This window comes from Kitasatospora xanthocidica, from assembly GCF_014656195.1.
GTDB lineage: Bacteria > Actinomycetota > Actinomycetes > Streptomycetales > Streptomycetaceae > Kitasatospora > Kitasatospora xanthocidica.
The window spans coordinates 86594-109299 of sequence record NZ_BNBY01000024.1; the positions used below are offsets into that span (position 1 = coordinate 86594).

Sequence of the window (22706 nt, forward strand, 5' to 3'; positions counted from 1 at the left end):
AGACGTTTCGCAAAAGGCCGGCATCGAATCGCCGGTGTCAGCCCGGGCAGGCCATACGACAGCTCTATGGGGTAATCGATCGGCCGCCCCTACCCCGGCTCAGCCGTGGCGTGAAGGGTGAGGTCGGACAGCAGTGCTGTGCCGATGGGAAACGGGCTGTTCAGCCCGGACACTGATACAGGAGAAGACCCGGCAGTGAAGTGGAATCGCGCAACGAAAACGGCAGCCGTCGCACTGGCGACCGGGTTGCTGGCCGGCGGCGGGCTGGCGCCGGCGGTGGCCGCCGCGGCAACCGAAGGCTCGAAGGGGCCGGCCGCAACGGCCGCTGGCACCCTCATCACGGCTGCTGAGCTCGCCGAAAGCGACTACATCCGCTTCAGCGGCGACGAGGACGACGGTGTGCCCGGCGGTCTGATCGAGGTGAGGACCGCCGAGGGGGGAACGTTCCTCGTGTACTGCCTGGACACCGAGACCGACGTGCGGGAGGGCTCGCTCTACCAGGAGACCGCTCCATCCGGTGCGACCACACTGAAGGGCAACCCCGATGCGGGGAAGGTCAACTGGATCCTCCAGCACAGCTACCCCAACGTCACCGAGGGCGAGCTCGGCAAGCTGGTCGGCGGCGAGCTGTCCAAGGACGCGGCGGCCGGCGCGACCCAGGCCGCCATCTGGCGCATCACCAACCACGTCGCCGGCGTGCCGTTCGACTCGGTCGGGGCCAAGCTCGCCGACTACCTGACCTCACACGCCGCCGACATCCCGGAACCGGCCGCCGCGCTCTCCCTGTCCCCCGACACGGTGACCGGAAAGGCCGGAACGGTTCTCGGCCCGATCGTGATCACCTCCAGCGGTGATCCGGTTGCCGCATCCCTCGACCCGGCAGCGGTCACGGCTGGTGCGACGCTCACCGACCAGGAAGGAAACGTCCTCTCCGACGGCCACGGCGCACTGACCCGCCCCGCGAAGAACGGTGGGCAACTGTTCCTGAAGGTCCCGGCCGACGCCACGCCGGGCCAGGCGACCGTCACCGCGACCGCCGCCGTCGCCGCCCCGCCGGGCCGAGCGCTCACCAGCCCGGACAGCCAGGACCTCCTCGTGGTGGGCGGTGACGCTCGGGTCCCCGTCAGCGCGACCGCGAAGGCGGTGTGGACCGCGGCTGATCCCACGCCACCGCCCACCGAGAACCCCGAAGACCCCAGCGATCCCGGAAACGGCGAGTCCGAGGAACCCGGAAACGGGAACAAGCCGGAAGAGCCGGGCAACGGCGGGAACGATCCGGCGCCGTCCCCCGACCCCACCGCGTCCAGCTCACCGCACCCGTCCCAGACTTCCGTCCCCACCGGCACACCGAGCCACGAAGCCGGCTCCGGCCCCACCGGCGCCACGGGCCCCACCGGCACGACCGCCGAGCCGGCCGGACCCTCCACCACCCCGGCTGACGGGGAACTCGCCCACACCGGTGCGAGCGGCACCGTCACCGCCGCTGCCGCGGCGGCCGTAGCTCTAGTCGCCGGAGCAGTTCTGGTCCTGGCCGGCCTCGCCCGGCGACGACGCCACTGACCGCGACCGGCCCGCGGGTTGCCGATCGCGGCGACGGTATCCACGACGCGCGGAGTGCGCGGCCGCGGACGAGCGCCATGCCGCCGGGCCGGTGCAATCGCTCCTCCCCTCCATAGGGTGCCCGCGCCGACGGTCCCGACCCGGCCGATTGCTCGACAGCCGCCCGGCCGGTGCCGCTGATGTCGAACAGGTCCGCCGTCAGAGTCGCTCGCAGCGGGCGGCGGACCTGCGCTCCCTACCCGGCGAGCGTGAAGCCCACCAGGCCCATGCGGCGTCGGCGCGGGGGGCGGAGGAAGACGTTCAGGTCGGCCGGACCCCAGCACATCGCCCGGACAGACCCAGGCCGCCCGCCGCGGCCGGGGCGCTTCGGCGCTGGGGAGCGAGGCGGATTCAACCCGGGCGAGAGCGGTGGCGAGCACGGCGTCGGGCAGATCGTCGTCCGGCGCCCCGAAGACGACGTACCGATCGAAGTAATCGCCGCTCCCGATTCCCCGGCGTGCCTGCGGCGGTTCACCGCTGACGCCGCCGCCTGCCCCGAAGAGACGCTTGATCACCCGCGGCGTGACCGGTCACAGACCGGACCGGGAATTTCCGTGGCCCGTTCCGGAGACAGCGCGCCCGGCCGTCGCCATGATGTTCTCCGGGACGCCGGCTACGGGTCGGTAACACGAAGCGTGGCCACACGCGTCCTACGACAGGCCATCAGGAATCCCAGCCACCCGGGGGAGTCATGCGCAAGCGCACGTCCAGGCTGCTCGCCGCCGCGGTCACCGCCGCCCTGACCGCCACCGCCACGGCCGCCACGGCCGGCCCGGCCTCGGCGACGGCGCGCTCCACCGCCGCGCGCTCCGCCGCCGCGAGCGACCCCTTCTACACCTACGACGGCAGCACCCCGCTGGCCTCGCTCGCGCCGGGCACCGTGCTCAGCACGCGGACCCTGCCGTACCACGTCCTGGGGCTGCCCACCCCGGTGACGGCCGTCCAACTGCTCTACCGCACCACCGACGCCCAGGGGCGTCCGGCCGCCAACGTCACCACCGTGCTCCGCAGCCTGACCGGGGACAGCGGCAGAGCCGTCTCGTACCAGTCCTTCTACGACTCGCTCGACCCGGCGGACGGCCCCTCCCGGGCGGTGGCCGGGAACCTCAGCCTGGGCGGCGCGATCCCGAGCGTCGAGGCGATCTTCATCGTGCCGCTGCTCGCCCAGGGCTACAACGTGGTGGTCCCGGACACCGAGGGCCAGAACGCCGACTTCGGAGCCGGGCCGGAGTACGCCACCACCACCCTGGACTCGATCCGGGCCGCGACCGGATCCCCGGCGACCGGCCTGACCCCGGACACCCGTGTCGGGCTGATGGGGTACTCCGGCGGCGCCGTCGCCTCCGCCTGGGCGGCCGCGCTCGCGCCCGGCTACGCGCCCGAGGTGAACGCCAGGCTGGTCGGCTACGCCGAGGGCGGGCTGCTGGTGGACCCGGCCCACAACATCAGGTACATGGACGGCTCGCTGGTGTGGAGCGGGATCATCCCGATGGCGCTGATCGGGGTCTCGCGCTCCTACGGCATCGACCTCTCGCCCTACCTGAACGACTACGGCCGGTCGGTCTACCGGCAGCTGGAGCACGCCTCGCTCACCGACGCCCTGGGCCACTACCCCGGGCTGAGCTGGAAGGCGATGGCCAAGCCCCAGTACGCCGACCCGAACTCGGTGGAGCCCTTCGTCACGGGCGTCAACCGGACCAACCTCGGTTCGGCCCCGACCCCGACCGTGCCCGGCTACCTCGCCCAGGGCAACGCCGGCGTCCTCGAAGGCACCTTCGCCAACCCGCCCGGCATCGGCACGGGCGACGGCGTGATGGTCGCCGGGGACGTACGGGCGCTCGCCCGCCAGTACTGCGCGACCGGCACCGCGGCGGTCGCGTACCAGCAGTACGACGCCCTCAGCCACTTCGCCGTCCCCGCCGTCTGGGCCCCGCAGGCTCTCGCCTGGCTGAACGACCGCTTCGCCGGCCGCCCCGCCCCCTCCGACTGCGGCCACATCCCGGCCGGCAACTCCCTCGCCCCGGAACAGCCCGTACCGAGCCCCTGACCCCGGCCTACCGGGCTCCTGACGCTCGAAGGTGAACGGGTCCGCGACGGCCTGGAGGGCGAGGTCCCGGAGACCGGGCCGGGGCGGCCGGAACCCCGTAGCGCCGAGCGCCGTCATACCGGGGTGCTACAGCGGGACTTGGCACCCCGGGATGACGGTTTCCGTCCCTCCCCGCCCGTACCGTCGCCCGTGTCGAAGGCGGACGCGGAACCGAACGAGGAGGAACGGCGATGAGCGGGCGAGGACGGGCCGTGGCGGCGGTGCTGCTGGCGGCGACGGCGACGTTGGGCGTGGTCGGCGCACCGGGCGCGGTGGCGGCGGGGCGGGGCACCGAGCGGCAGGCCGGGGCCTGGCTGCCGCAGCCGACCGGGCCGTACCCGGTCGGCACGACGTCCCTGCAGCTCACGGACGACCGCAGGGACGATCCCTGGAAGCCCGGGCAGCACCGCAAGCTGGCGATCAGCTTCTGGTACCCGACCACCCGGCCCGCCACCGGAAACGACCGCGCGCCGTACATGCTCCCCGCCGCCGCCGGCCACTTCGGCAGCGCCGGGAGCGTCGGCCAGGGCGACTACGGCTTCGAGCCCGGCCGCACCGACTGGGCGGGCATCCGCACCCACGCCCGCGCCGACGCGCCCGCCCGCCCCGGGGGAAAGCACCCCGTCGTGCTGTACTCGGCGGGCTTCGGCGACCCGCGCACCTGGGGCACCGGCCTGGTGGAGGACCTCGCCTCGCGCGGCTACGTCGTCGTCACCGTCGACCACACCTACGACGCCTCCGAGGTCGCCTTCCCCGACGGGGACCTCGCCACCTCCGTCTTCCCCGAGCTGATGGCCCAACCCGGCCTCGACATCGGCACCCTCCTGCGCAAGACGCTGCAGACCCGGGTCGACGACACCCGCTTCGTCCTGGACCGGCTCGCCGGGCTGCGCCACGACGACCAGCTGCCGGCCGGCCTCGCCGCCTCGCTCGACCTCGACCGGATCGGCATGGTCGGCCACTCCGGGGGCGGCTCCACGGCCCTGCAGACCATGCACGACGATCCGCGCCTCAAGGCCGGCGTCAACCTCGACGGCCAGCTGCACTTCCCCGGCCCGGACGGCACCGGAGTCCACCTGTCCACCGTCGCCGAGGACGGCCTGACCCGGCCCTTCCTGCTCATGGGCACCCAGAACCCCGACTCCGGCAGCTACCACCGGCAACCCGGCTGGGACGCCCTGTGGCAGCACAGCACCGGCTGGCACGCCGATGTGACCCTCACCGGCTCCCGCCACGGCTCCTACACCGACGCGCAGTCCCTGCTGCCCCAGCTCGCCCGCCAGGGCGCGATCAGCGGGGCGAAGCTGACCGAGGACGTCGGCGACGTCCGCCCGGACCGCGCGGTGCTGGCCACCCGCTCGTACGTCGCGTCGTTCTTCGACCGCTGGCTGCGCGGTCACGACGACCACCTCCTGGACGGCCCGTCGCCGCGCTTCCCCGAGATGGGCTACGAGCGGTAGCACGCGACCGGAGCCGGGTGACACGCGTGACCGGGGTGCGGCCTGCCGAGAAGGCGGGCGCCGGCGCCCGCCGCCGCACCGAGGCGCGGGACGAGCCGCCGTCAGCAGTGGAAGCGGAGCCGGACGGAGACGACGTTTCCGGCCTGGGCCTTCTTGTCGATGTCTGCTTCAAGGACGGTGGCCGTCGTGCCGCCGGGCCTTGACGTCGAGCTCGACGACATCGCCTGGCAGACCGCCGAGTCGCTCGCCCGGGAGACCGGGCGGGACGCCCGGACGGTGCCGGTCCGGCAGGAACCGGTCGTCGAGGTCGCCTTCGACGGCCTCCGGCGCAGCCCCCCGCCACCCCGCCGGGCCGGCCCCGCGGTTCGCCCGGGCGGTGCGCTACCGGCCGGACAGGAGCGCCGCCGAGGCCGACACGGTGGCCTCCGTACGGGAGTCGGCCACCGCCGAAGGCTTGTGAGGCCGTCCGCGCGGCCGGGTCCGCCGACCCGTCCGGCGAAGTACCGCGGGTTGAAACGCGGTGCGCCGCAACGGGGGTTCACACACAGGGGCCGAATCAGCCGTTCTCGATCCGGCCACCGTACTCCTCCGTCAACGGACCGGTGACGGCTAGGTTGACCGTGACAACGAGAGGCGGCCGCAGGGCAGTTGGCGCCGCCCTGGCGAAAGGTGCCCGACATGCAGGTGAGCGTCGACCGGGACCGTTGCTGCAGCTCCGGCATGTGCGTGACGAACGCCCCCGAGGTCTTCGACCAGGACGACCGGGACAGTCTCGTGAGGCTCCGTCAGACCGTCTTGCTGCCCCAGCAGTTCGACGACGTCAGACTCGCCTCCGAGCTCTGCCCGGGCCGGGCGATCACCGTCACCGGGGACGAGCCCGCGCGGACCGGGGCCTGACGGACCCCGCCGCCGGCCCCGCAGGCCGCCGGGAACCTTCCCGGGCCCCGCACCCCACGAGAACACCCGCGACGTGAGGAGACCCCCGCCGTGACCACCGCACCCACCACCCCCGTCCTCCCACTGCCGGCCCGGCACTCCGGCGGCTGCCCGTTCGGCCCGCCGCCCGCGTACCCCGAGGCCGCCGCCACCGGGCCGGTGACCAGGGCCGAGCTGCCCGACGGCGACCTCTGCTGGCTGGTCACCGGCTTCGCCGAGGTCCGCACCGTGCTGTCCGACCGCCGGTTCAGTGCCGACATACGCCACCCGGCCTTCCCGCTGCTGGTCGCCGGCGCTCGCGAGCTGATCACCGACAATCCGGACTTCCTGCGGCTCGACGACCCCGAGCACGCCCGCCAGCGCCGCATGCTCACCGCGGAATTCCTGGTCAAGCGGGTGGAGGCGCTGCGCCCGGAGATCCAGCGGATCGTGGACGAGGCACTGGACCGGATGACCGCGGGCCGGACCACGGCCGACCTGGTCACCGACTTCGCGCTGCCGGTGCCCTCGCTGGTGATCTGCCTGCTGCTCGGCGTGCCGTACGAGGACCACGACCGCTTCCAGAGCCTGAGCCGCACGATGCTCAACCGGGAGAGCACCGTGGAGCAGCTCCGGGAGGCCCAGGAGGAGGTCCTGGACTACCTGCGCGACCTGACGGCCCGCAAGCGCGCACAGCCGGAGGACGACGTCCTCAGCCGGCTCGCGGCGCGGGACGACCTGACCCCGGACGACGCGGCCGCCATGGGCGTGCTGCTGCTGGTCGCCGGGCACGAGACGACCGCGAACATGATCTCGCTGTCGACCGCGCTGCTGCTGGAGCACCCCGAGCAGATCCCCGGCCTGGCCGACCCGGCCACCCTGCCCGGCGCGGTGGAGGAGCTGCTGCGGCTGCTGACCATCGTGCACACCGGCCTGCCCCGGGTGGCCCTGGAGGACGTGGAGCTGGGCGGCGTCACCGTCCGGGCCGGGGAGGGCGTGATGGCGATGCTCTCCACCGCCAACCGGGACGAGGCGGTGTTCGGCGGCGCCGGCCATCGGGCGACGGACGAGCTGGACCTGTACCGGGACGCCCGGCGGCACCTGGCGTTCGGCTTCGGCGTGCACCAGTGCCTGGGCCAGCCGCTGGCCCGCGCCGAACTCCAGATCGCCCTGGAGACGCTGTTCCGCCGGCTGCCGGGGCTGCGGCCGGCCGGCGAGCGCGGGTTCCGTACCGAGTCGTTCATCTACGGGATGCGGTCGCTGCCCGTGACCTGGTGAGCGGGGCCCAACGGAGAACTCTCACCTTTGATCTCCCAGGATGCCCCGTCCTTCAGGGCGAGTCAGGAGGCGGACGGCTCGATCTCTCCCGCAAAGACGATGACCTGGTCGATGAGGTTGCGTCGCAGATGGACGACGTCCGTTCCCGCCAGGCGGGGGCCTCCGTCCGGCGTGGTGAAGACCCACCGGTACCGGGCCCACTCGTCGGGCATGTCCACCGCCGAGCAGCGTGCCATCGTGCCGGTCCCCGCCGGATGGCGCCGGATGTCCAGCACGAACCGTTCGACCGCCGCGATTCCTTCGCTGCGACCCAACGGGCCCCAGAAGACCACGTCTGAGGTCAGGGCCTGGGAGAGCAGGGCAGTCACATAGCTGTCGTCCGAGGCGTTGAACGCGGAGATGAACGTATCGATCGCGGAGCGTGCCGTCTCTTCCTGCATGCCCCAGTAATACCAGCCGTCGCGTGTGCGCTCGTCCCGCGAGCTGCTTTCCGATCACGGTGGACCATGGGTGCCACGCGGTCTTGCGGTGGGGTGCGACACGGGGCTGTGCCGCGGGTCTGAGCAGGTGCCATGTGGCCGGGCGTGGGGGCGGCCACGCCCGGCCACCTGCGACAACAGGACGACCAGCGGTGGGAGGGCCGGACGAGGCTCTGCTCGGCGAAGGGCCGGTGTGTGTGACCTGAAGCCTTCTGCTACCGGGCCGGGGCTCCGGAGGCGACGCCGGGGGCGTTCGACCCGCGTACCTTGACCTTGGCCTTGGTCAGCCGTGTGAGCGCGGCCGTGACGTCGGCGGCCTGGGCGTCGGTGAAGGCCTTCTTGAGGACGGTCGTGGGCACCGGCGCTCCGCTCGGCCTCTTGACCAGGATCGACCAGGCCAGGGGAGTGTCCGTGGCCCGGGCGACCGACGTCCACGGGAACCTCAGCTCCCCGGACGCCGTACGGATGACGGCCTCCTGATCGGTCAGCGCGACCGAGGTGGGACCGGCCTGGCGCTGGGCGGCACGAGAGCCGAGCTTCTTGACGACCACGGTGATGTTCTGGACCTGGAGCAGGCAGGCGATGAGCGCGGCGATCGCGAAGAGGACACCGTCCGCCGCGAGGCAGAGCAGGGAGAGCAGCAACCAGGCGCCGGCGACCGCCCAGCGCACCGCCGGGGCCGGGAAGTTGGCTCTCACCGCGGCGGCGAGTTCCTCAGGTGCTGCGTCGTACTCCACCTGGACGTTCACGTTCGTTCCTTTGTTCGCGAGGGGGCACATCATGACCGGGGCACCCCACCCAGCACAAATGCGATGCGACGGCCCCGGACGGGACGCCTACGACCGACACCGGAAGGCCCCGGGAGAAGAAGGCACGCCAAGTCGACCGCGACCCTGTGCGGGCCCTGACCTGCGCCGACTGCCGCCGGGTCCCGAAGACGGAGCGGTTGCGGGACGCCTTCGCCGACGGGAACGCGACGCTGCTCACGGGTGGAGGCACTCGACCCGCCGACCGCCGCCGACCGCGAACGGACCCGCCGCGCCGTACGCGTCGGCCCGGCCCTGATCCGCTCGCAAGCTCATGCCGGGCCCGCGGCATCCGGCGGGCGCCGCGTCGCCCGGGCCGGCCTACCGGCCGATCCACTGCGCGGCCGCGCCCAGCAGCGCCCGCACCCCGCGGTCGATCGTCGGACCGGGCACCGGCGCGTAGTGCGGCGAGTGGTTGAAGGCGATCCCGGCCGGCAGTTCGCCCGACATCAGCGAGGCGATCCCGGACTCGCCGAACGCCGCCGGGTCCGTTCCGCCGAAGTGCCAGAACACCGACGGCACACCGAACGCGGTGCCCAGGTTGCCGAAGTCCTCGCTGCCGGTCAGCGGCCGCGGCAACGGCACCACCGCCTCGTCACCCAGCGCGGACCGCAGGCCCGCTACCGTCCGCTCGGTGGCCGTCGCGTCGTTGACGGTCAGCGGCAGCGCGGTGAGCGGCGTGATCTCCGGTTCCTTCGGTGCGCCCGAGGCGGCCGCCTCGGCCCGCACGATCCGTTCGATCGCGGCCAGCACCCGTTCCCGCACCCGGATGTCGGTGGTCCGGACGTTGACCTTCAGCTCGGCCTCGTCCGGGATGATGTTCTGCCTGGTGCCGGCATGGATCGAACCGACCGTCACCACCGCCGTCTGTGCCGCGCCGACCTCCCGCGACACCACCGTCTGCAACCGCAGCACCACGGCGGCGGCCAGCACCACCGGGTCGACCGCGTGCTCGGGGGAGGAGCCGTGGCCACCCCGGCCGAACAGCCGCACCCGGAAACTGTCCGAGGCCGACATCACCGGCCCGGGCCGGGTCACCGCCACCCCCACGGGCAGCGGGCCGACGTGCTGGCCCAGGCACACCTCGGGACGCGGGAACCGGTCGAGGAACCCGTCGGCTGCCATCGCCGCCGCTCCCTCGCCGTTCTCCTCGGCGGGCTGGAACACCGCCACCACCGTGCCCCGCCAGGCGTCCCGGTTCGCGGCCAGCCGCCCCGCCGCGCCGAGCAGGCAGGTCACGTGCATGTCGTGCCCGCATGCGTGCATCACCGGCACCTCGTCGCCGTCCTCGTCGACACCGGTGTCGGTCGACGCGTACGGCAGCCCGGTCGCCTCCCGCACCGGCAGGCCGTCCATGTCGGCGCGCAGCAGCACGACCGGCCCGTCGCCCGATCGCAGCACGCCCACCACGCCCGTGCCGCCGACCCGCTCCGTGGTCTCCCAGCCCTGCGCCCGCAGGTGCGCGGCGACCACGGCGGCGGTGCGGTGCTCCTGGAAGGCCAGTTCCGGGTGGCGGTGCAGCTCCCGGTACAGGGCCTCCAGTTCCGGCAGGCGGGCGGCCAGGCCTGCGGCGAGGGGGAGTCGATCGGTGTTCGTCATGCCGGTTCCTTGTCGGTCTCGTTGTCGGTTTCGTTGTCGGTTTCGGTGCTTCCGGCTTCGGTGCGGGTGCTGTCGGCCGCCACCTCGGAGGGCCGCCGGCCGTGGAGCGCGGACAGGAAGCCCTCGGTGTCCTGAGGGGTGGTCAGCGCGAGGGCGGCGGCCAGGGCCGCGCCGAGCACCAGGAAGGCGAAGGCGGCACGGAAGGAGACGGCGTCGGCGAGCGTGCCCATCACCACCGGGGCCACCACGCCGGCCAGTTGGCCGCCGAAGATGATCATTCCGGAGCCGGCCCCGGCCAGTTCGGCGGGCAGGCTCCGCATCGGCACCGCGAAGATCGGCATGAAGCTCAGCCCCGCACCGAGTGCGGCCAGCGTCAGCCAGCCGACGAACGCCGCCAGCGACTGCGCCGAGGCCATCAGCAGCACGCAGACCGCCGTCACCGCCATCGCCGGTGCCACCACCAGGGCGTGCCGCCCGCCCAGACGGTCCGCGATCCGGCCGCCCGCCACCGCCGCCACGGCCGAGACCACCGCCGGCACCAGCGCCGCGGCCCCTGCCGCGGTCAGCGAGATGCCGCGCTCGTCGTTCAGGTACGTCGGCACCCAGGTGTTCAGGCCCCAGACGATCAGGTCGTAGCCGAAGAACATCGCGGCGAACCGCCACATCACCGCGGAGGCGAGCACGGTCCGCACCCCGCCCGGAGCCGGCCCCACCGGCACGACCGCCGAGCCGGCCGGCGCGGGCAGCCACAGCCGCAGCGCCACGGACACCAGCACGCCGACCACCGCGATCGAGAAGAACGCCCACCGCCAGCCGAACGCCACGATCAGCGGCGCGCCCAGCACCGGCGCGACCACCGCGGCCAGTGCGTTCGAGCTGGACACCAGGCCGTTGGCACCCATCCGCTGGCCGGGCGTGGTGCGCTCGCTGACCGCCTTCATCGCCGCCGCCGGGAAGACCCCCTCGGCCGCGCCGAACAGGAACCGCACCACCAGCAGCACCGCGAACGAGCCCGCCAGCCCGGTCAGAGCCGTGAACGCCGACCAGACCAGCAGCGCCCAGCCGGCCGTCCGCTTCGCGCCGAACCGGTCGGCCAGCAGCCCGCCCGGGATCTGGCACAGCGCGTACGCCAGGAAGAACACCGCCACCGCCAGGCCCTGCTCCGTGCGGTCCAGGCCGAACTCCCGGCCGACCGACGGCAGCGCCAGGTTGATCACCAGCCGGTCCACGTAGTCGACCAGCCAGGCACTGAACAGCAGCGCCACCGTCACCCGGGCCGTTCGGTCGAGTCTCTCCCGGCGGACCGGGGCCTGCGTGGCAGCAGTGGGGGGTGTGGCCACGGGCGTTCCTCCCTACAGTGGGGGCGGTCGGACAGCGGGGCCTCGGACAGCGGTCGTGCCGCGGCACGCGGAGGGTGGACACAGAATCCGGTCCGGCGGCGAAGAGGAGCCCGAAATGCAGGAAAACGGCACCGCACCCGGCGTCCCACCGGAATCCGGCAACCCCTTCTCCGAAATCGACCTCGCCCTGATCGACGCCCTCCAGGCCGACCCCCGGGCGCCCTGGACCCGGATCGGCCCCGCACTCGGCGTGGACGCCACCACCGCCGCCCGCCGCTGGGACCGCCTCAGCACCGCCGGCCTCGCCTGGGTCACCGCGTACGCCGCCCCGGGCACGGCGCCCGTCGCCTACCTGGAAGTCACGTGCGACGCCGGTTCCGTGGCACAGCTCATCGCCGCGCTCGCCGAACTGCCCTGGGTGTTCAGCATCGAACACGTCGCCGGCGAGTTCGACCTCTTCCTGTCCGTCTGCGCCACGGACCTCCCGGGCCTCGGCCGGCTCGTCCAGGACATCGGCGCCCGCCCGGAGGTCCGTGCCGTGCGCACCCGGCTCTCCCTGCGCACCTACCTGGAAGGCAGCGCCTGGCAGATCCGGGCACTGGCCCCGGCCCGCCGAGCCGAACTCACCCAGCGGACCCCTCCCGACGGGCCGGCCGCCGGCCCCGAACTGCTCCACAGCCCGACCGACCTGGCACTCCTGCGCGCGCTCGGCGAGGACGGCCGTGCGGGCCACACCGAACTCGCCGCCCGCACCGGCATCGGCGAATCCACCGTCCGCCGCCACCTCAACCGCCGGCTGCGCCAGCGCGGACTCCTACTGCGCTGTGACCTCGCCCAGCGCCTCGCCGGCTGGCCCGTCGTGGTCGGCTACCGCGCGGCCGTCCCGCACGGCGCGCTCGACCGCGTCGGCGCGATGCTGGCCCGCCTTCCCCAGACCCGCCTGTGCGCCTCCGTCACCGGTTCCACCAACCTCCTCTTCTCGGTCTGGCTGCGTACCACCGACGACATCACCGCCGTGGAGGCCGTCCTCGCCGACCGTGCCCCCGAACTGCGCCTCGACGGCCGCACCGTGACCTTCCGCACCCACAAGCGCATGGGCCGCCTCCTCGACCCCCAGGGCCGCGCCCTCCGTCACATCCCCCTCCTCACCCCGGACACCTGAGCGTCCGCCGCCGGATTGCCGCCGCCGCCCGCCGCCCGAAGGCCGCGTCAACAGCGTGCGCCCGGGCCGCCACCCCCACCGGCGCGCCGACCTCGACCCGCGCACCGGCGAACCGCGTCGTCCCACCCCGCCCGGCACCGCCGACCGCCTCCTTCCCCTGCCGGCGTGCCGCCAGTACGGAAGTGCCGCCGGAGACCGTCGCGGAGATCCCCGACTCTGCCCCGGAGTACCTTCCGCCGCGCCGCGGCGGTCGGGTTCAGTGGGAGGTCGTCGACGATCCAGGAGAGGCGGAGCCCGATGCGCGAGCGGGAGAACGAGGAAGCGACCAGGGCCAAGGCCGGCCGGGCGGCGAGGCGCGCGCCCGTCGACGCCGGGAGCCCGCGGTCCCGACTGCTCGCCCTCCAGGGCTCCGTGGGCAACGCGGCGGTCGTCCAGATGCTCCGCCGGGCGGGCCGCCGCCCGGACGAGGAGGCGCACCGGCACGGGGGCGGCTGCGGACACGAGGGCTTCGAGGGCCCCGCCGTCCGGCGTGCCGTGGCCCCCGCCGTCCAGCGCTCCTCCGTCCACGACGTCCTGCGCGGCCCCGGCCGGTCCCTGGACCGGGCCACCCGTACGGACATGGAGTCCCGCCTCGGCGCCGACTTCTCCGACGTGCGCATCCACACCGGCGGCGCCGCCAGGGCCACCGCCGCCGAGGTCGGCGCGCGTGCCTACACCTCCGGCAACCACGTCGTCATCGGCGAGGGAGGGGGCGACGCGCACACCCTCGCCCACGAGCTCACCCATGTCATCCAGCAGCGCCGGGGGCCGGTCAGCGGCACCGACAACGGCAACGGGCTGAAGGTCTCCGACCCCTCCGACCGCTTCGAGCGCGAGGCCGAGGCCAACGCCCGCGCGGCGATGAGCCGCCCGGCCCCGCAGGCCTCCTCCGACGTGCAGCGTGCGGCCGGCCCCGGGGCCGGGACGGCCGGTGCGGCGCAGGCGACCGTGCAGCGCACCCTCGCGGCAGGCCTCGAGAACGGGACCCCGGTCGTCAGGCACACGGACGAGGGGGACGTCGAGGGGCAGGCGATCCTCAGTTTCAGCTCCCGCTTCGGGTCCTACCTGATCGAGGGCCCGGACGGCAAGAGGTCCCGGGCGTCCCTCAGCGACAAGTCGTGGGGGACGGTCGAGGACCGGGTGGCCTCCCGCGCGAACTACGAGGCGGCCCGCGCCCTGGAGCTGGACCCGGCGGTCCTCGCCGCCAAGCAGAAGCAGAAGGACCTCGACCTCGGCGAGAACTACCTCAGCGCCGACTACCGCCGGATCAACCCGCTCCTCGCGGCCCTCGGGCAGGTCGGCTTCGCCCCCGGCGAGATCGCCGCCCCCGGCTTCTCCTACAAGTCGAGGGAGAGCGAGGTGCTCCACACGTGGCGCAGTGTCGCCATGGCGCGCGGTTACGCGGACGAGCAGACCACGCAGTCGTGGGACGAGAAGCACCTCGCGGACACCTTCGACATCTTCGCCCGGATCAACGGCGTGTGGGACGACTTCACGACGCCCCCCGCGAACGCGGACGGCAACGTGATGCGGGGCGACAGCAAGCACCTGTACGAGTCGTTCGGCGGCATCCTCAAGCAGCAGGAGGGCCACCCGGACGGCGGTTACGTCCCGGTGGACCAGACGATCGAGTGGCCGGCGATCCTGTCGACCACGTACGGCGATCCGTTGACCCACACGTACGTGGCGGGCAAGGAGATCGTCTGGGAGTTCCGCCTCCCGGAGGGCCACCGGGGGAGGGCGCTCGGCAGGAACAACCAGTCCGAGGAGGAGATGACCTTCCCCATCGGCACCAAGATCCACATCAGGCAGATCCTCGTGCGGAGCGGCAAACGCCGACAGGAGAAGTCGGCGAAGTACGGCGAGAGCGCGGCCGTGATCGTCTTCGCCGACATCCTGGCGGGAGAATGACCGACACCACGGGCCCGACCCCGGACCACTCCTGCTCTTCTACCCACGCCCGGGTCCTGACGGCGCCGGTCCTGACCCGGCCCCTGACCCTCGCGCGCAGTCCATGGTCAACCACCTCCGGTCGGGGGCGTGAGAACGGTGAGGCTCGCCGGGTTCGACGGAGTCCGACGGCGGAAGCGATCCGGACGTGGTTCGCCCGGACGGTGAACCGACCGCGGCTCCGTACCCCGGCTCCCGCCGCCGGCGGCCGGGTCAGCGGCGGGTCTCGATCCGCAGGCCGCCGGTGGTCACCCGGCGGATGGGCTCGCTCGTCAGCAGCTCGTGCGGCTGGCCGAGGGCGATCGCGCCCGCCGCGTCGAGCCGGGCCAGCTGGGCGTCCGTCAGCTCGACCGCCAGGGCGCCCAGGTTGTCCTCCAACTGGGCGGGGGTGCGGGCGCCGAGCAGCGTGCTCGTCACGCCCGGCTTCCGCAGCGTCCAGGCCAGCGCCACCTGGGCCGGGGTGTGCCCCAGCTCGCCGGCCACCTCCCGGACCACCCCGGCCACGCCGAGGCTGCGTTCGGTGAGGGTGCCCAGGGCGAGATTGTGGCTCCGGCGGGTGCTCCCGTCGGGGCCGGCGCCCGTCGCGCCCACGTCCTCCCGGCCGTACTTGCCGCTGAGCACCCCGCCGCCCAGCGGCGAGTACGGCACCACGCCCAGGCCCAGCTCCCGGGCCATCGGAATCAGGTCGCGCTCCGCGGTGCGTTCGATCAGGCTGTACTCGACCTGCAGCGCGACCAGCGGCGACCAGCCGCGCAGGTCCGCGATCGCCTGCATCCGGGACACCTGCCAGGCCGGGGTGTTGGACATCGCCACGTACAGCACCTTGCCCTGCCGGACCAGGTCGTCCAGGCCGCGCAGCACCTCCTCCACCGAGGTCCGGAAGTCCCAGACGTGCAGGTACAGCAGGTCGAGGTAGTCGGTGCCGAGCCGCCGCAGGCTGCCCTCCACCGAGCCGAACAGCGCCTTGCGGTGCCCGCCCCCGGAGTTCGGGTCGCCGGGGCGGCGCAGGGTCGAGTACTTGGTCGCCAGCACCAGGCGTTCGCGCTCCTCGTGGGCGAACTCGCCCAGCAGGCGCTCGGAGCTGCCGTCGGTGTAGGTGTCGGCGGTGTCGAGGAGGTTGCCGCCGAGCCCGACGTAGCGGTCGAACAGTTTGCGGGCCTCGGCCCGTTCCGCGCCCCACCCCCATTCGGTGCCGAAGGTCGCGGTGCCCAGGGCCAGCGGTGAGACCCGCAGTCCCGAGCGGCCCAGCAGCCGGTAGTCGTCGAGGGCCAGTGCCATCAGGTTCTCCTGTGCTCGCGTGTGCTCGTGTTCCGTTGCCGGGACCGAGTCTGCGGCGGCGGCGGGCCCCGGATAAGGGAGGGACTTTCCTGGGAAGGCCGGTCCCACCCTGGCGGTTGGACCGGTCATGACGACACGAACCGTGGACACCACCCAGGAACTGGCCGCCTTCCTGCGCGGCAGGCGCGAACGGCTGGACCCGGACCGGCTGGGGCTGCCCGCGCACCGGCGGGCCCGGCGGACGCCAGGACTGCGCCGCGAGGAGGTCGCCGAGCTGGCCGGGGTCAGCACCGACTACGTGGTCCGGCTGGAGCAGGGCCGGGGGCTTCGGCCCTCCGCGGAGGTGCTGGCGGCGCTGGCCCGGGCCCTGCGGCTGGCACCCGGCGAACGCGACTACCTCTTCGACCTGGCCGGACACCGCCGCCCCGGCGGCACCCGCGGCGGGGCAGCCGCCGGTGCGGCGCCGTCGCTGGCCCACCTGGTCGACGAACTCTCCCCGCTGCCCGCCGCGCTGCTGGACCACCGCTACGACCTGCTGGCCTGGAACCCCGAAATGGCCCGGCTGCTACCGGAGTTCGACGCCGTGCCGCCGGAGCGGCGCAACGCGATGTGGCTGTGCCTGCTGCACCCGCCGATGCGCGGCTTCTACGCCGACCGCGAGGGGGTGCTGCGGGACGGCGTCGCCCATCTGCGCGCGGCCTGGGCCGCCCACCCGGAGGAGCGGGCACTGGCCGGGCTGATCGCCGAATTCACCGCGCAGGACGAGGACTTCGCCCGGCTCTGGGCCGAGCGGGAGGTCCGCGTCAACGGTCGCGGTCGCAAGCTGCTGCGGCACCCGGCCGTCGGGACGATCGCCGTCGACTTCGAGGTCCTGCTCCCGCTGGAGGATCCGGAGCTGCGGCTTCTGGTCTACCGCGCCGCGGACGACGAGAGCCGCGCGGCCCTGCACCGGCTGTGCGGCGGTGACGGGTGCCAAGAAGACTGACAACTCACGGTCGGTCGCACCAAGCGTGACCACGCGGTGCCGACAAGCGTGGCCCACGGACCGGAAACCACAGCACACCGACCCTCACCGGTTCCAACCGCCGTGACCAGGCTCACCGGTCGGTGTTCAGCGGCCCGGACCGGTACGACCCGCGGACAGACCCCGAAGCCGTGGAGCACCCGCCGCTGATCCGCTGATCCGCTGATCCGCTGATCCGCTTCCAGCGGCACCGGGCCACGGCCACGACGCCGAGGGCCTGCGCCGGTGGCACACCCGCGCCCCAAGGAAGCCGAGCGCGCCGCGTATGCTGCACGCCCAGCCGTCGGCGACCCCGCCCGCGGCCACCGAGCACCGAGCAGGCGGAACCATGGTCGACACCGGAGCCCTCTTCACCGGCGCAGCCGGGACCGCCGCCTGGGGAGCCGCGGCCTATCAGGCGGCGCGTCAGTGGCAGGCCGGCGCGGGGCGCCGCACCAGTGGCATGATCACGCGCATCAGCGCCGCCGGGCGCGGCGGCAGCTCCTGCACGGTTCAGTTCATGGACGAGTCCGGTACTCCCCGACGCTTCGAGACGAACGTCCGCGGCCGGGTCGGAGAGACGGTCCGGGTCGGGTACCCGGCCGGGAAGCCGCAGCGCGCCCGCAGGATCGGCGGCATCGCCCCCTGGGGATTCCCGATCACGGCCACGGCGGTGGGCGGCGTGTTCCTCTGGGTGTCCGCATCGCTGCTCGGCTCCGGCGGCCTGCCCCACGTGCCGCTGGGGCGTTGAGAAGCCGTCGACGCCCCTACGGACGTCACTCGCGGTTCGGCCGCGTTCGGCCTACCCCGCACCGATCATGCCGAGCGTGAGCCGTCCCAAGCGGTCGCAGCAGCGACTGTCGACGGCCGGCGGCAGGCCACCCCGCGGCTCCCGCTCACCGCTCCACAGCTCCGTCCATCCGCCCGCCCGCTGCCGCTGAGCGGGTGCCAGATCGGTGCGGCTCGGCGCCGGCGCCGGGCGGTGCCGTTCGATGAACGCCCGCAGCCGGTGCCGGTCGTAGCCGGTGTCGGCGAGGCGGGCGGCGGGCCGGTACACCCCGCCGCTGGCGGCGGGCAGGTCCGGGGGCGGGGAGGAGGTCGAGCGGGCCGCAGGCCTCGCCGCGCTCCCGGGCGTCGGTGACGAAGGCGGCGTGGATCCGGCCGACATCGGGCAGGTGCTCGCGCCCGTGCCGCACCGCCGGCTTCTCCGATCCGGGCAGCGGGGCACCCGGGCGCAGGGTCAGGCGGCCGGCGCCTTGTGATGCTATGCCTCCCAGCGGGCCTTGACGTCGATGCGGCTGTCGCCTGCGTGGATGGTCTGGCGTTTGTCCTCGTTGTTGTAGAGGAACTGGCGCACGGTCATCTGGATCGACCCCAGGTCGTCGTCGACATCGGTGGCGTCGTCGCCGTAGACGTGGAACTTCATCCTTGCGTCCGGGGTCACGTTCTGGAAGGTGTGCGACCAGTTCCACCGCGGCTTGGTCGTGTCGTCGTCGACGGGGGTCTCGACCGTCTCGTCGCCGACCGTCACCTGTACGTAGGGGTCGCTGTCAAGGAGGTCCTTGGCGGGGATGTTTCCCTCGTAGACCTTCACGTACAGATTGCGGCCGGGCTCTGCCGGGGTGGCCATGGTCCGCCTCCATGTGGTCTTCGGCTGACCGGCGCCAGCCAGTCTGCCGTGTTTCGATCTCGGTCGCTCCAGCATGCCCGGGCGCCCTGTCAGACGGGGTCGATTCCACCCGGTTCGGGCGGGGCGTGGGCCTGGCTTTGGCCGTAGGCAGCGAGGTTGTCGGGAGTGTCCAGTCCGGCGAGTCGGGTACGGCATCAGCGCCTGCGGCCCGGGCAGCGAGGCAAAGGAGCAGCCGGAGGCCGTCGGCCCTGGGACGATCGCCTTCCACGCCCCTGGCCGCCTGCCCCCCGCCCAGCCCCTCGGCACCGCCCTCGGCCGCGCCGGCCTCCACGCGCTCACCGACGACGACCACCAGGCCGTCCGCGACCTCACCCGCCACCTCGACCCCGACACGCTGCGCCAGGTCATGAGCCGGCTGGAGCGCACCCGCACCGCGGCCTTCGCACTGCGCGGCGTCGAGGCGGACCCGCCTTCACGGCGTGCTGTCCCTCGAACTCGCCGGCCACTTCACCGGCATGGGATTCGACCCGGCCCGGCTCTACACCGCCGAGGCAGAGGCCATCGCGCGCCACTGACAGCGGCAGCGGCGCAGCGGCGCAGCGGCGTCGCGCGACGCGCGGGTCGTCCGAAAGGCGAGGAACCGCCAGGGACGCCGCCACACACAGGTCGTGAGCGCCGAAAGTGCCGCGCGGCGAGGGGCGGCCGTCCGCTTCGCCGACCCCAGGAGCCCGGTCATCGACATCGTCCGCTCTCGGCAGCTCCCGAACGGTGACCTCGCCCCCGTCGCCGAGGTCACCGCAGGGGACGGAGCTCCCCTCTGGTCCGGTCGATCCGCGGGTCGCCGGTGTGGCCGGGCCCCGCTACTCCCGTGCCCCCGCCGCTTCGATCGAGCGCCCGCGAGTGGTGCGCCAGGCGGCGAGTACGGCCGCTGTCACCGCGACCGCGGCACACAGGGCCACCGCCTGCGCGACCGGTGTCCACGGGACGGTGGCCGCGAAGCCGTCCACCAGGCGGTGCAGCGCTGTCGCCTGAGTGGCCGCGACCGCCGCGCCGGCCACGGCGGCGAGCAGTGTGCCCACCAGTACGGCAAGCAGGGACTCCGCCGCGATCAGCCGCAGGGTCTGGGCCCTGGTCGCCCCGGCGAGGTTGAGTGCCGCCAGTTCGCGCCGTCGGCCGGCCGCGGCCATGACCAGGGTGTTGGCCACCGAGAGCAGCGAGTAGCCGACCGAGATCCCCAGCACCACCACGCTCGCGTTCCGCGACTGCGCGCGCTGCTTGGCCGCCGACCGGTCGAAGTACAGGTCGGCTGGTCCGACCTTGGCGTCCAGGCCGCCGAGCGCCGTACGGGCCGTTGCCGCGTCGGTGGGCGTGTCGAGCCAGGCCAGCGCGGGCAGTGCGCCCGTCGTGTGTGCCGCCGAGAGGTAGGTGTCGTCGCCGTTGAGACCGGTCCGGACCACCGCCGCGATGCGCAGTGCGGTCCGTGACCCGTCCGGGAGCCAGCAGGTCACGGTCTGCCCCGGTGACAGGTCGTCACTGCGGGCGGTGTGTTCGTCGACCACCAGGAAGTCGTCGCCGAGCCCGGTCAGTGAGCCCGCGACCACGGTCGGCGTCAGCACCGAGCCGAGTGCGTCGGGCCGGACGGCCTTTCCGCTGAGCGAGTCCAGGATCGTGCCGTCGGCGCCGCCGATCTCCAGCCGGGTGGGGGTGACGGTGGTGGCCCGCAGGTTCGCGAGCGCGGCGGCCGTCGGCCGGTCCAGCAGCCCGCCGTCCACGGGCAGTACCACGGCGGCGGCGTGGGTCTGGCTTCGCGCGAGATCTGCGCGGGCCCCGTCGCCGGCGCCCTGCATGCTCATCATGGCCGCGACCAGCCCCACGGCCACCACCACGGGGGTGACCGTGGCGGCGGTCCGGCGCCTGGCGTTGAGCGTGTTCTGGCGGACGATCAGCGGGCCGGCGCCGAGCCGGGCCAGCGGCCACGTGGCCAGCCGGGCGGCGGGCCGCAGCAGCACCGGCGCGAGCAGGGCGAGACCGCCGACGAAGAGCAGCGGAACGGCACCGTACTTGCGGGCGTTCACCGCGTACTCGGGCGAGGTCGCGGTGATCGTCCAGCCGGTGGCGACGGCGCCGGCGAGCAGGCCCAGGGCCAGTACCCAGCGCAGTGGCGTCATCGCCCGGGTGTTCGCGGCGGAGTCCCGCAGCGCCGCGACCGGGCGCACCCGGGCGGCCCGGACGGCGACGGCGGCGGCGCCTGACAGCGCGGCGGCGACGCCCAGCAGTGCGGCAAGCAGCAGCGCGAGCGGATCGGCTCCGACGTCGAACCACCCGGGTGCGACGCCGTGGTCGACCATCCACTCGCGCAGCACGCCGGCGCCCGCCACCCCGAGCAACGACCCGAGCAGCGACCCGGCCGCGCCGACCAGTCCGGCCTCGGCCAGGACCAGGCCGGCCACCTGGGGCGGGGTGGCGCCGGTCAGCCTGAGCAGCGCGAGCTCGCGGCCGCGCTGCTCGATCGAGAAGGCGAAGGTCGCGATCACGATGAAGACCGCGACCGAGACCGCGATTGCGCTGGTGGTGGCGGCCATGGCCTGCGCGTTCAGCAGCTGGTCCGCGCCGCCGGACGGGTCGGGATCGGCCTGGCGGCGTTCCGGCCCGGTGAGCAGCAGCACGCCGTCGGCTGTCGGCAGGGCGGCCGCGGGGCCGGTGGTGGCCAGCGCGTTGACCGGTGGCGAGATCCGCGCGGCGGCGGCGTCGGTGAAGAAGGCCGCGTGTTCGAACCAGCGCTGCTCGGTGGCGCCGACGACGGTGTAGGCGGAGCGTCCGGCCGCGGTCGCGAGTTCGATCCGGTGGCCGACCAGCTCGGCGCCGCCGGTCAGCACGATCTCGTCGTCCGCCACCGGCGCCCGGCCGGCCGTCAGGTGGTACGGCGTCAAGGCGGCCGACGACCAGCCGTGCCCGACGCCGTCGGACGGGCCGCCCGGGCGGCGGGCCGGGAAGGTGCGGTCGGCGACGGTCCCGGCCGGAGCCCCGCCCGCCACGGCGGCCGGCAGCCCGGTGGGAAGCCGGGCCGCCTCGCCGCGTGCGTCGGCGGGCACGGCCACGGCGGTGGCGGCCGCGAACCGCTGGGGCGCGGGGTAGGGCGTACCGGCGGTCGCGGCCAGGACGAGCGACATCATCGAGATCAGCCCGGTGCCCAGGACCAGGGCGGCGAACACCCCGGCGAAGGCGGTCCAGCGGCTGCGCAGGTTGGCCATGGCCAGCTTCAGCACGCCGCGGCCTCCTCGAGGTGGCCGTGGCCGTGGCCGGTACCGGTGGGTTCGTCGTCGGCCGGCTCCAGCGCGGCCATCCGGGCGGCGACCGCGTCGACCGTCGGGTTGGCCAGCTCGTCCACCACTCGGCCGTCGGCGAGGAAGACCACCCGCCCGGCGTACGAGGCGGCCACCGGGTCGTGGGTCACCATGATGATCGTCTGCCCGTGCTCGGCGACGATCCGGCGCAACAGTGCCAGCACCTCCCGGGACGTGCGGGAGTCCAGGGCCCCGGTCGGCTCGTCGGCGAAGAGCACCTGGGGACGGGTGACCAGGGCGCGGGCGATGGCCACGCGCTGCTGCTGGCCGCCGGAGAGCTCGCTCGGCAGGTGCGCGGCTCGGGCGGCCAGGCCCAGTTCGGCCAGTACCCGGTCGACTTCGGCGGGCCGGGGCGGTTTCTTGGCCAGCTGGAGCGGCAGCTCGACGTTCTGGCGGGCGGTCAGCGTGGGCAGCAGGTTGAAGGACTGGAAGACGAAGCCGATCCGCTCACGGCGCAGCCTGGTCAGCGCCGTCTCCGACATGCCGCGCGGGTCCACTCCGGCGAGGCGGACCCGGCCCTCGTCCACTTGGTCGAGCCCCGCCGCGCACTGGAGCAGGGTCGACTTCCCGGAGCCGGACGGCCCCATCACCGCGGTGAAGGAGCCGGCCGAGAACTCCAGGGTCACCCCGTCCAGGGCCGCGACCCGGCTCTCGCCGTCGCCGTACACCCGCCGGACTCCGGTCAGCGCGACGACCGCGCTGTCTTGCACCATGCTGAACTGCCCCCCGAGCTGAATG

Annotated in this window: 19 protein-coding genes; 10 read left to right on the top strand and 9 right to left on the bottom strand. The window is 73.9% G+C overall.

What is annotated here, in order from left to right:
* Positions 1-195 precede the first annotated feature (195 nt).
* The 5 genes from IE332_RS31015 (at position 196) to IE332_RS31035 (ending at position 7338) form a co-directional block, all read left to right on the top strand.
* Positions 196-1560 (top strand): thioester domain-containing protein, encoded by a 1365-nt coding sequence (locus IE332_RS31015; protein ID WP_189922903.1) that lies wholly within the window; start codon positions 196-198, stop codon positions 1558-1560.
* 730 nt (positions 1561-2290) lie between these two features.
* Complete coding sequence (locus IE332_RS31020; RefSeq protein ID WP_189922905.1) at positions 2291-3646, top strand: lipase family protein; 1356 nt, start codon at positions 2291-2293, stop codon at positions 3644-3646.
* A 230-nt stretch (positions 3647-3876) separates the two neighbouring features.
* Positions 3877-5145, top strand: a complete 1269-nt coding sequence (locus tag IE332_RS31025) for an alpha/beta hydrolase family protein (protein WP_189922907.1) — start codon at positions 3877-3879, stop codon at positions 5143-5145.
* Between the two features lie 678 nt (positions 5146-5823).
* Positions 5824-6042, top strand: a complete 219-nt coding sequence (locus IE332_RS31030; protein WP_189922909.1) for a ferredoxin — start codon at positions 5824-5826, stop codon at positions 6040-6042.
* Between the two features lie 90 nt (positions 6043-6132).
* Positions 6133-7338 carry a cytochrome P450 gene (locus tag IE332_RS31035; RefSeq protein ID WP_189922911.1) on the top strand — a complete coding sequence of 402 codons (1206 nt, stop codon included), beginning with the start codon at positions 6133-6135 and terminating at the stop codon, positions 7336-7338.
* A gap of 62 nt (positions 7339-7400) precedes the next feature.
* On the opposite strand, the gene IE332_RS31040 is transcribed toward IE332_RS31035, so the two are convergent.
* From IE332_RS31040 to IE332_RS31055, 4 genes are all read right to left on the bottom strand, one after another.
* Positions 7401-7778, bottom strand: a complete 378-nt coding sequence (locus IE332_RS31040; protein ID WP_189922913.1) for a nuclear transport factor 2 family protein — start codon at positions 7776-7778, stop codon at positions 7401-7403.
* Between the two features lie 254 nt (positions 7779-8032).
* A complete protein-coding gene (locus IE332_RS31045; protein ID WP_189922915.1) occupies positions 8033-8566 on the bottom strand; it encodes a hypothetical protein in 534 nt (177 codons plus the stop codon).
* A 378-nt stretch (positions 8567-8944) separates the two neighbouring features.
* On the bottom strand, positions 8945-10222 hold the full coding sequence (locus IE332_RS31050; protein ID WP_189922917.1) for an amidohydrolase: 1278 nt from the start codon (positions 10220-10222) through the stop codon (positions 8945-8947).
* Positions 10219-11562, bottom strand: coding sequence for an MFS transporter (locus IE332_RS31055; protein WP_189922919.1), 1344 nt, complete (start codon positions 11560-11562; stop codon positions 10219-10221). Before IE332_RS31055 ends, IE332_RS31050 begins: the two co-directional genes overlap by 4 nt.
* Before the next feature lie 115 nt (positions 11563-11677).
* On the opposite strand from IE332_RS31055, the gene IE332_RS31060 reads away from it, so the two are divergent.
* Positions 11678-12724, top strand: a complete 1047-nt coding sequence (locus tag IE332_RS31060) for an Lrp/AsnC family transcriptional regulator (protein WP_189922920.1) — start codon at positions 11678-11680, stop codon at positions 12722-12724.
* A 297-nt stretch (positions 12725-13021) separates the two neighbouring features.
* Positions 13022-14674, top strand: a complete 1653-nt coding sequence (locus IE332_RS31065; RefSeq protein WP_189922922.1) for an eCIS core domain-containing protein — start codon at positions 13022-13024, stop codon at positions 14672-14674.
* Positions 14675-14926: 252 nt separating this feature from the next.
* On the opposite strand, the gene IE332_RS31070 is transcribed toward IE332_RS31065, so the two are convergent.
* The gene (locus IE332_RS31070) at positions 14927-15991 is read right to left on the bottom strand and encodes an aldo/keto reductase (RefSeq protein WP_189922924.1); all 1065 of its coding nucleotides are present in this window, start codon (positions 15989-15991) and stop codon (positions 14927-14929) included.
* A gap of 127 nt (positions 15992-16118) precedes the next feature.
* Here IE332_RS31070 and IE332_RS31075 point away from each other — a divergent pair, with 127 nt between their 5' ends.
* Entirely contained in the window at positions 16119-16976 is an 858-nt protein-coding gene (locus tag IE332_RS31075; RefSeq protein ID WP_189922926.1) for a helix-turn-helix domain-containing protein, read from the top strand.
* A gap of 367 nt (positions 16977-17343) precedes the next feature.
* Positions 17344-17745, top strand: a complete 402-nt coding sequence (locus IE332_RS31080; protein ID WP_189922928.1) for a DUF3592 domain-containing protein — start codon at positions 17344-17346, stop codon at positions 17743-17745.
* Between the two features lie 51 nt (positions 17746-17796).
* Here the strand turns inward: IE332_RS31080 and IE332_RS31085 are convergent, their stop codons facing one another.
* Positions 17797-18162: a hypothetical protein gene (locus IE332_RS31085; protein WP_189922931.1), complete on the bottom strand. Its 366-nt coding sequence runs from the start codon at positions 18160-18162 to the stop codon at positions 17797-17799.
* A 96-nt stretch (positions 18163-18258) separates the two neighbouring features.
* Entirely contained in the window at positions 18259-18624 is a 366-nt protein-coding gene (locus IE332_RS31090; RefSeq protein WP_189922933.1) for a C2 domain-containing protein, read from the bottom strand.
* A gap of 479 nt (positions 18625-19103) precedes the next feature.
* Here IE332_RS31090 and IE332_RS31095 point away from each other — a divergent pair, with 479 nt between their 5' ends.
* Positions 19104-19199 carry a hypothetical protein gene (locus IE332_RS31095; RefSeq protein ID WP_373313891.1) on the top strand — a complete coding sequence of 32 codons (96 nt, stop codon included), beginning with the start codon at positions 19104-19106 and terminating at the stop codon, positions 19197-19199.
* A 285-nt stretch (positions 19200-19484) separates the two neighbouring features.
* Here the strand turns inward: IE332_RS31095 and IE332_RS31100 are convergent, their stop codons facing one another.
* Positions 19485-21890 carry an FtsX-like permease family protein gene (locus tag IE332_RS31100; RefSeq protein ID WP_189922935.1) on the bottom strand — a complete coding sequence of 802 codons (2406 nt, stop codon included), beginning with the start codon at positions 21888-21890 and terminating at the stop codon, positions 19485-19487.
* Complete coding sequence (locus IE332_RS31105) at positions 21884-22681, bottom strand: ABC transporter ATP-binding protein (RefSeq protein WP_189922937.1); 798 nt, start codon at positions 22679-22681, stop codon at positions 21884-21886. The genes IE332_RS31100 and IE332_RS31105 overlap by 7 nt, the downstream gene beginning before the upstream one ends.
* Between the last annotated feature and the right edge of the window lie 25 nt (positions 22682-22706).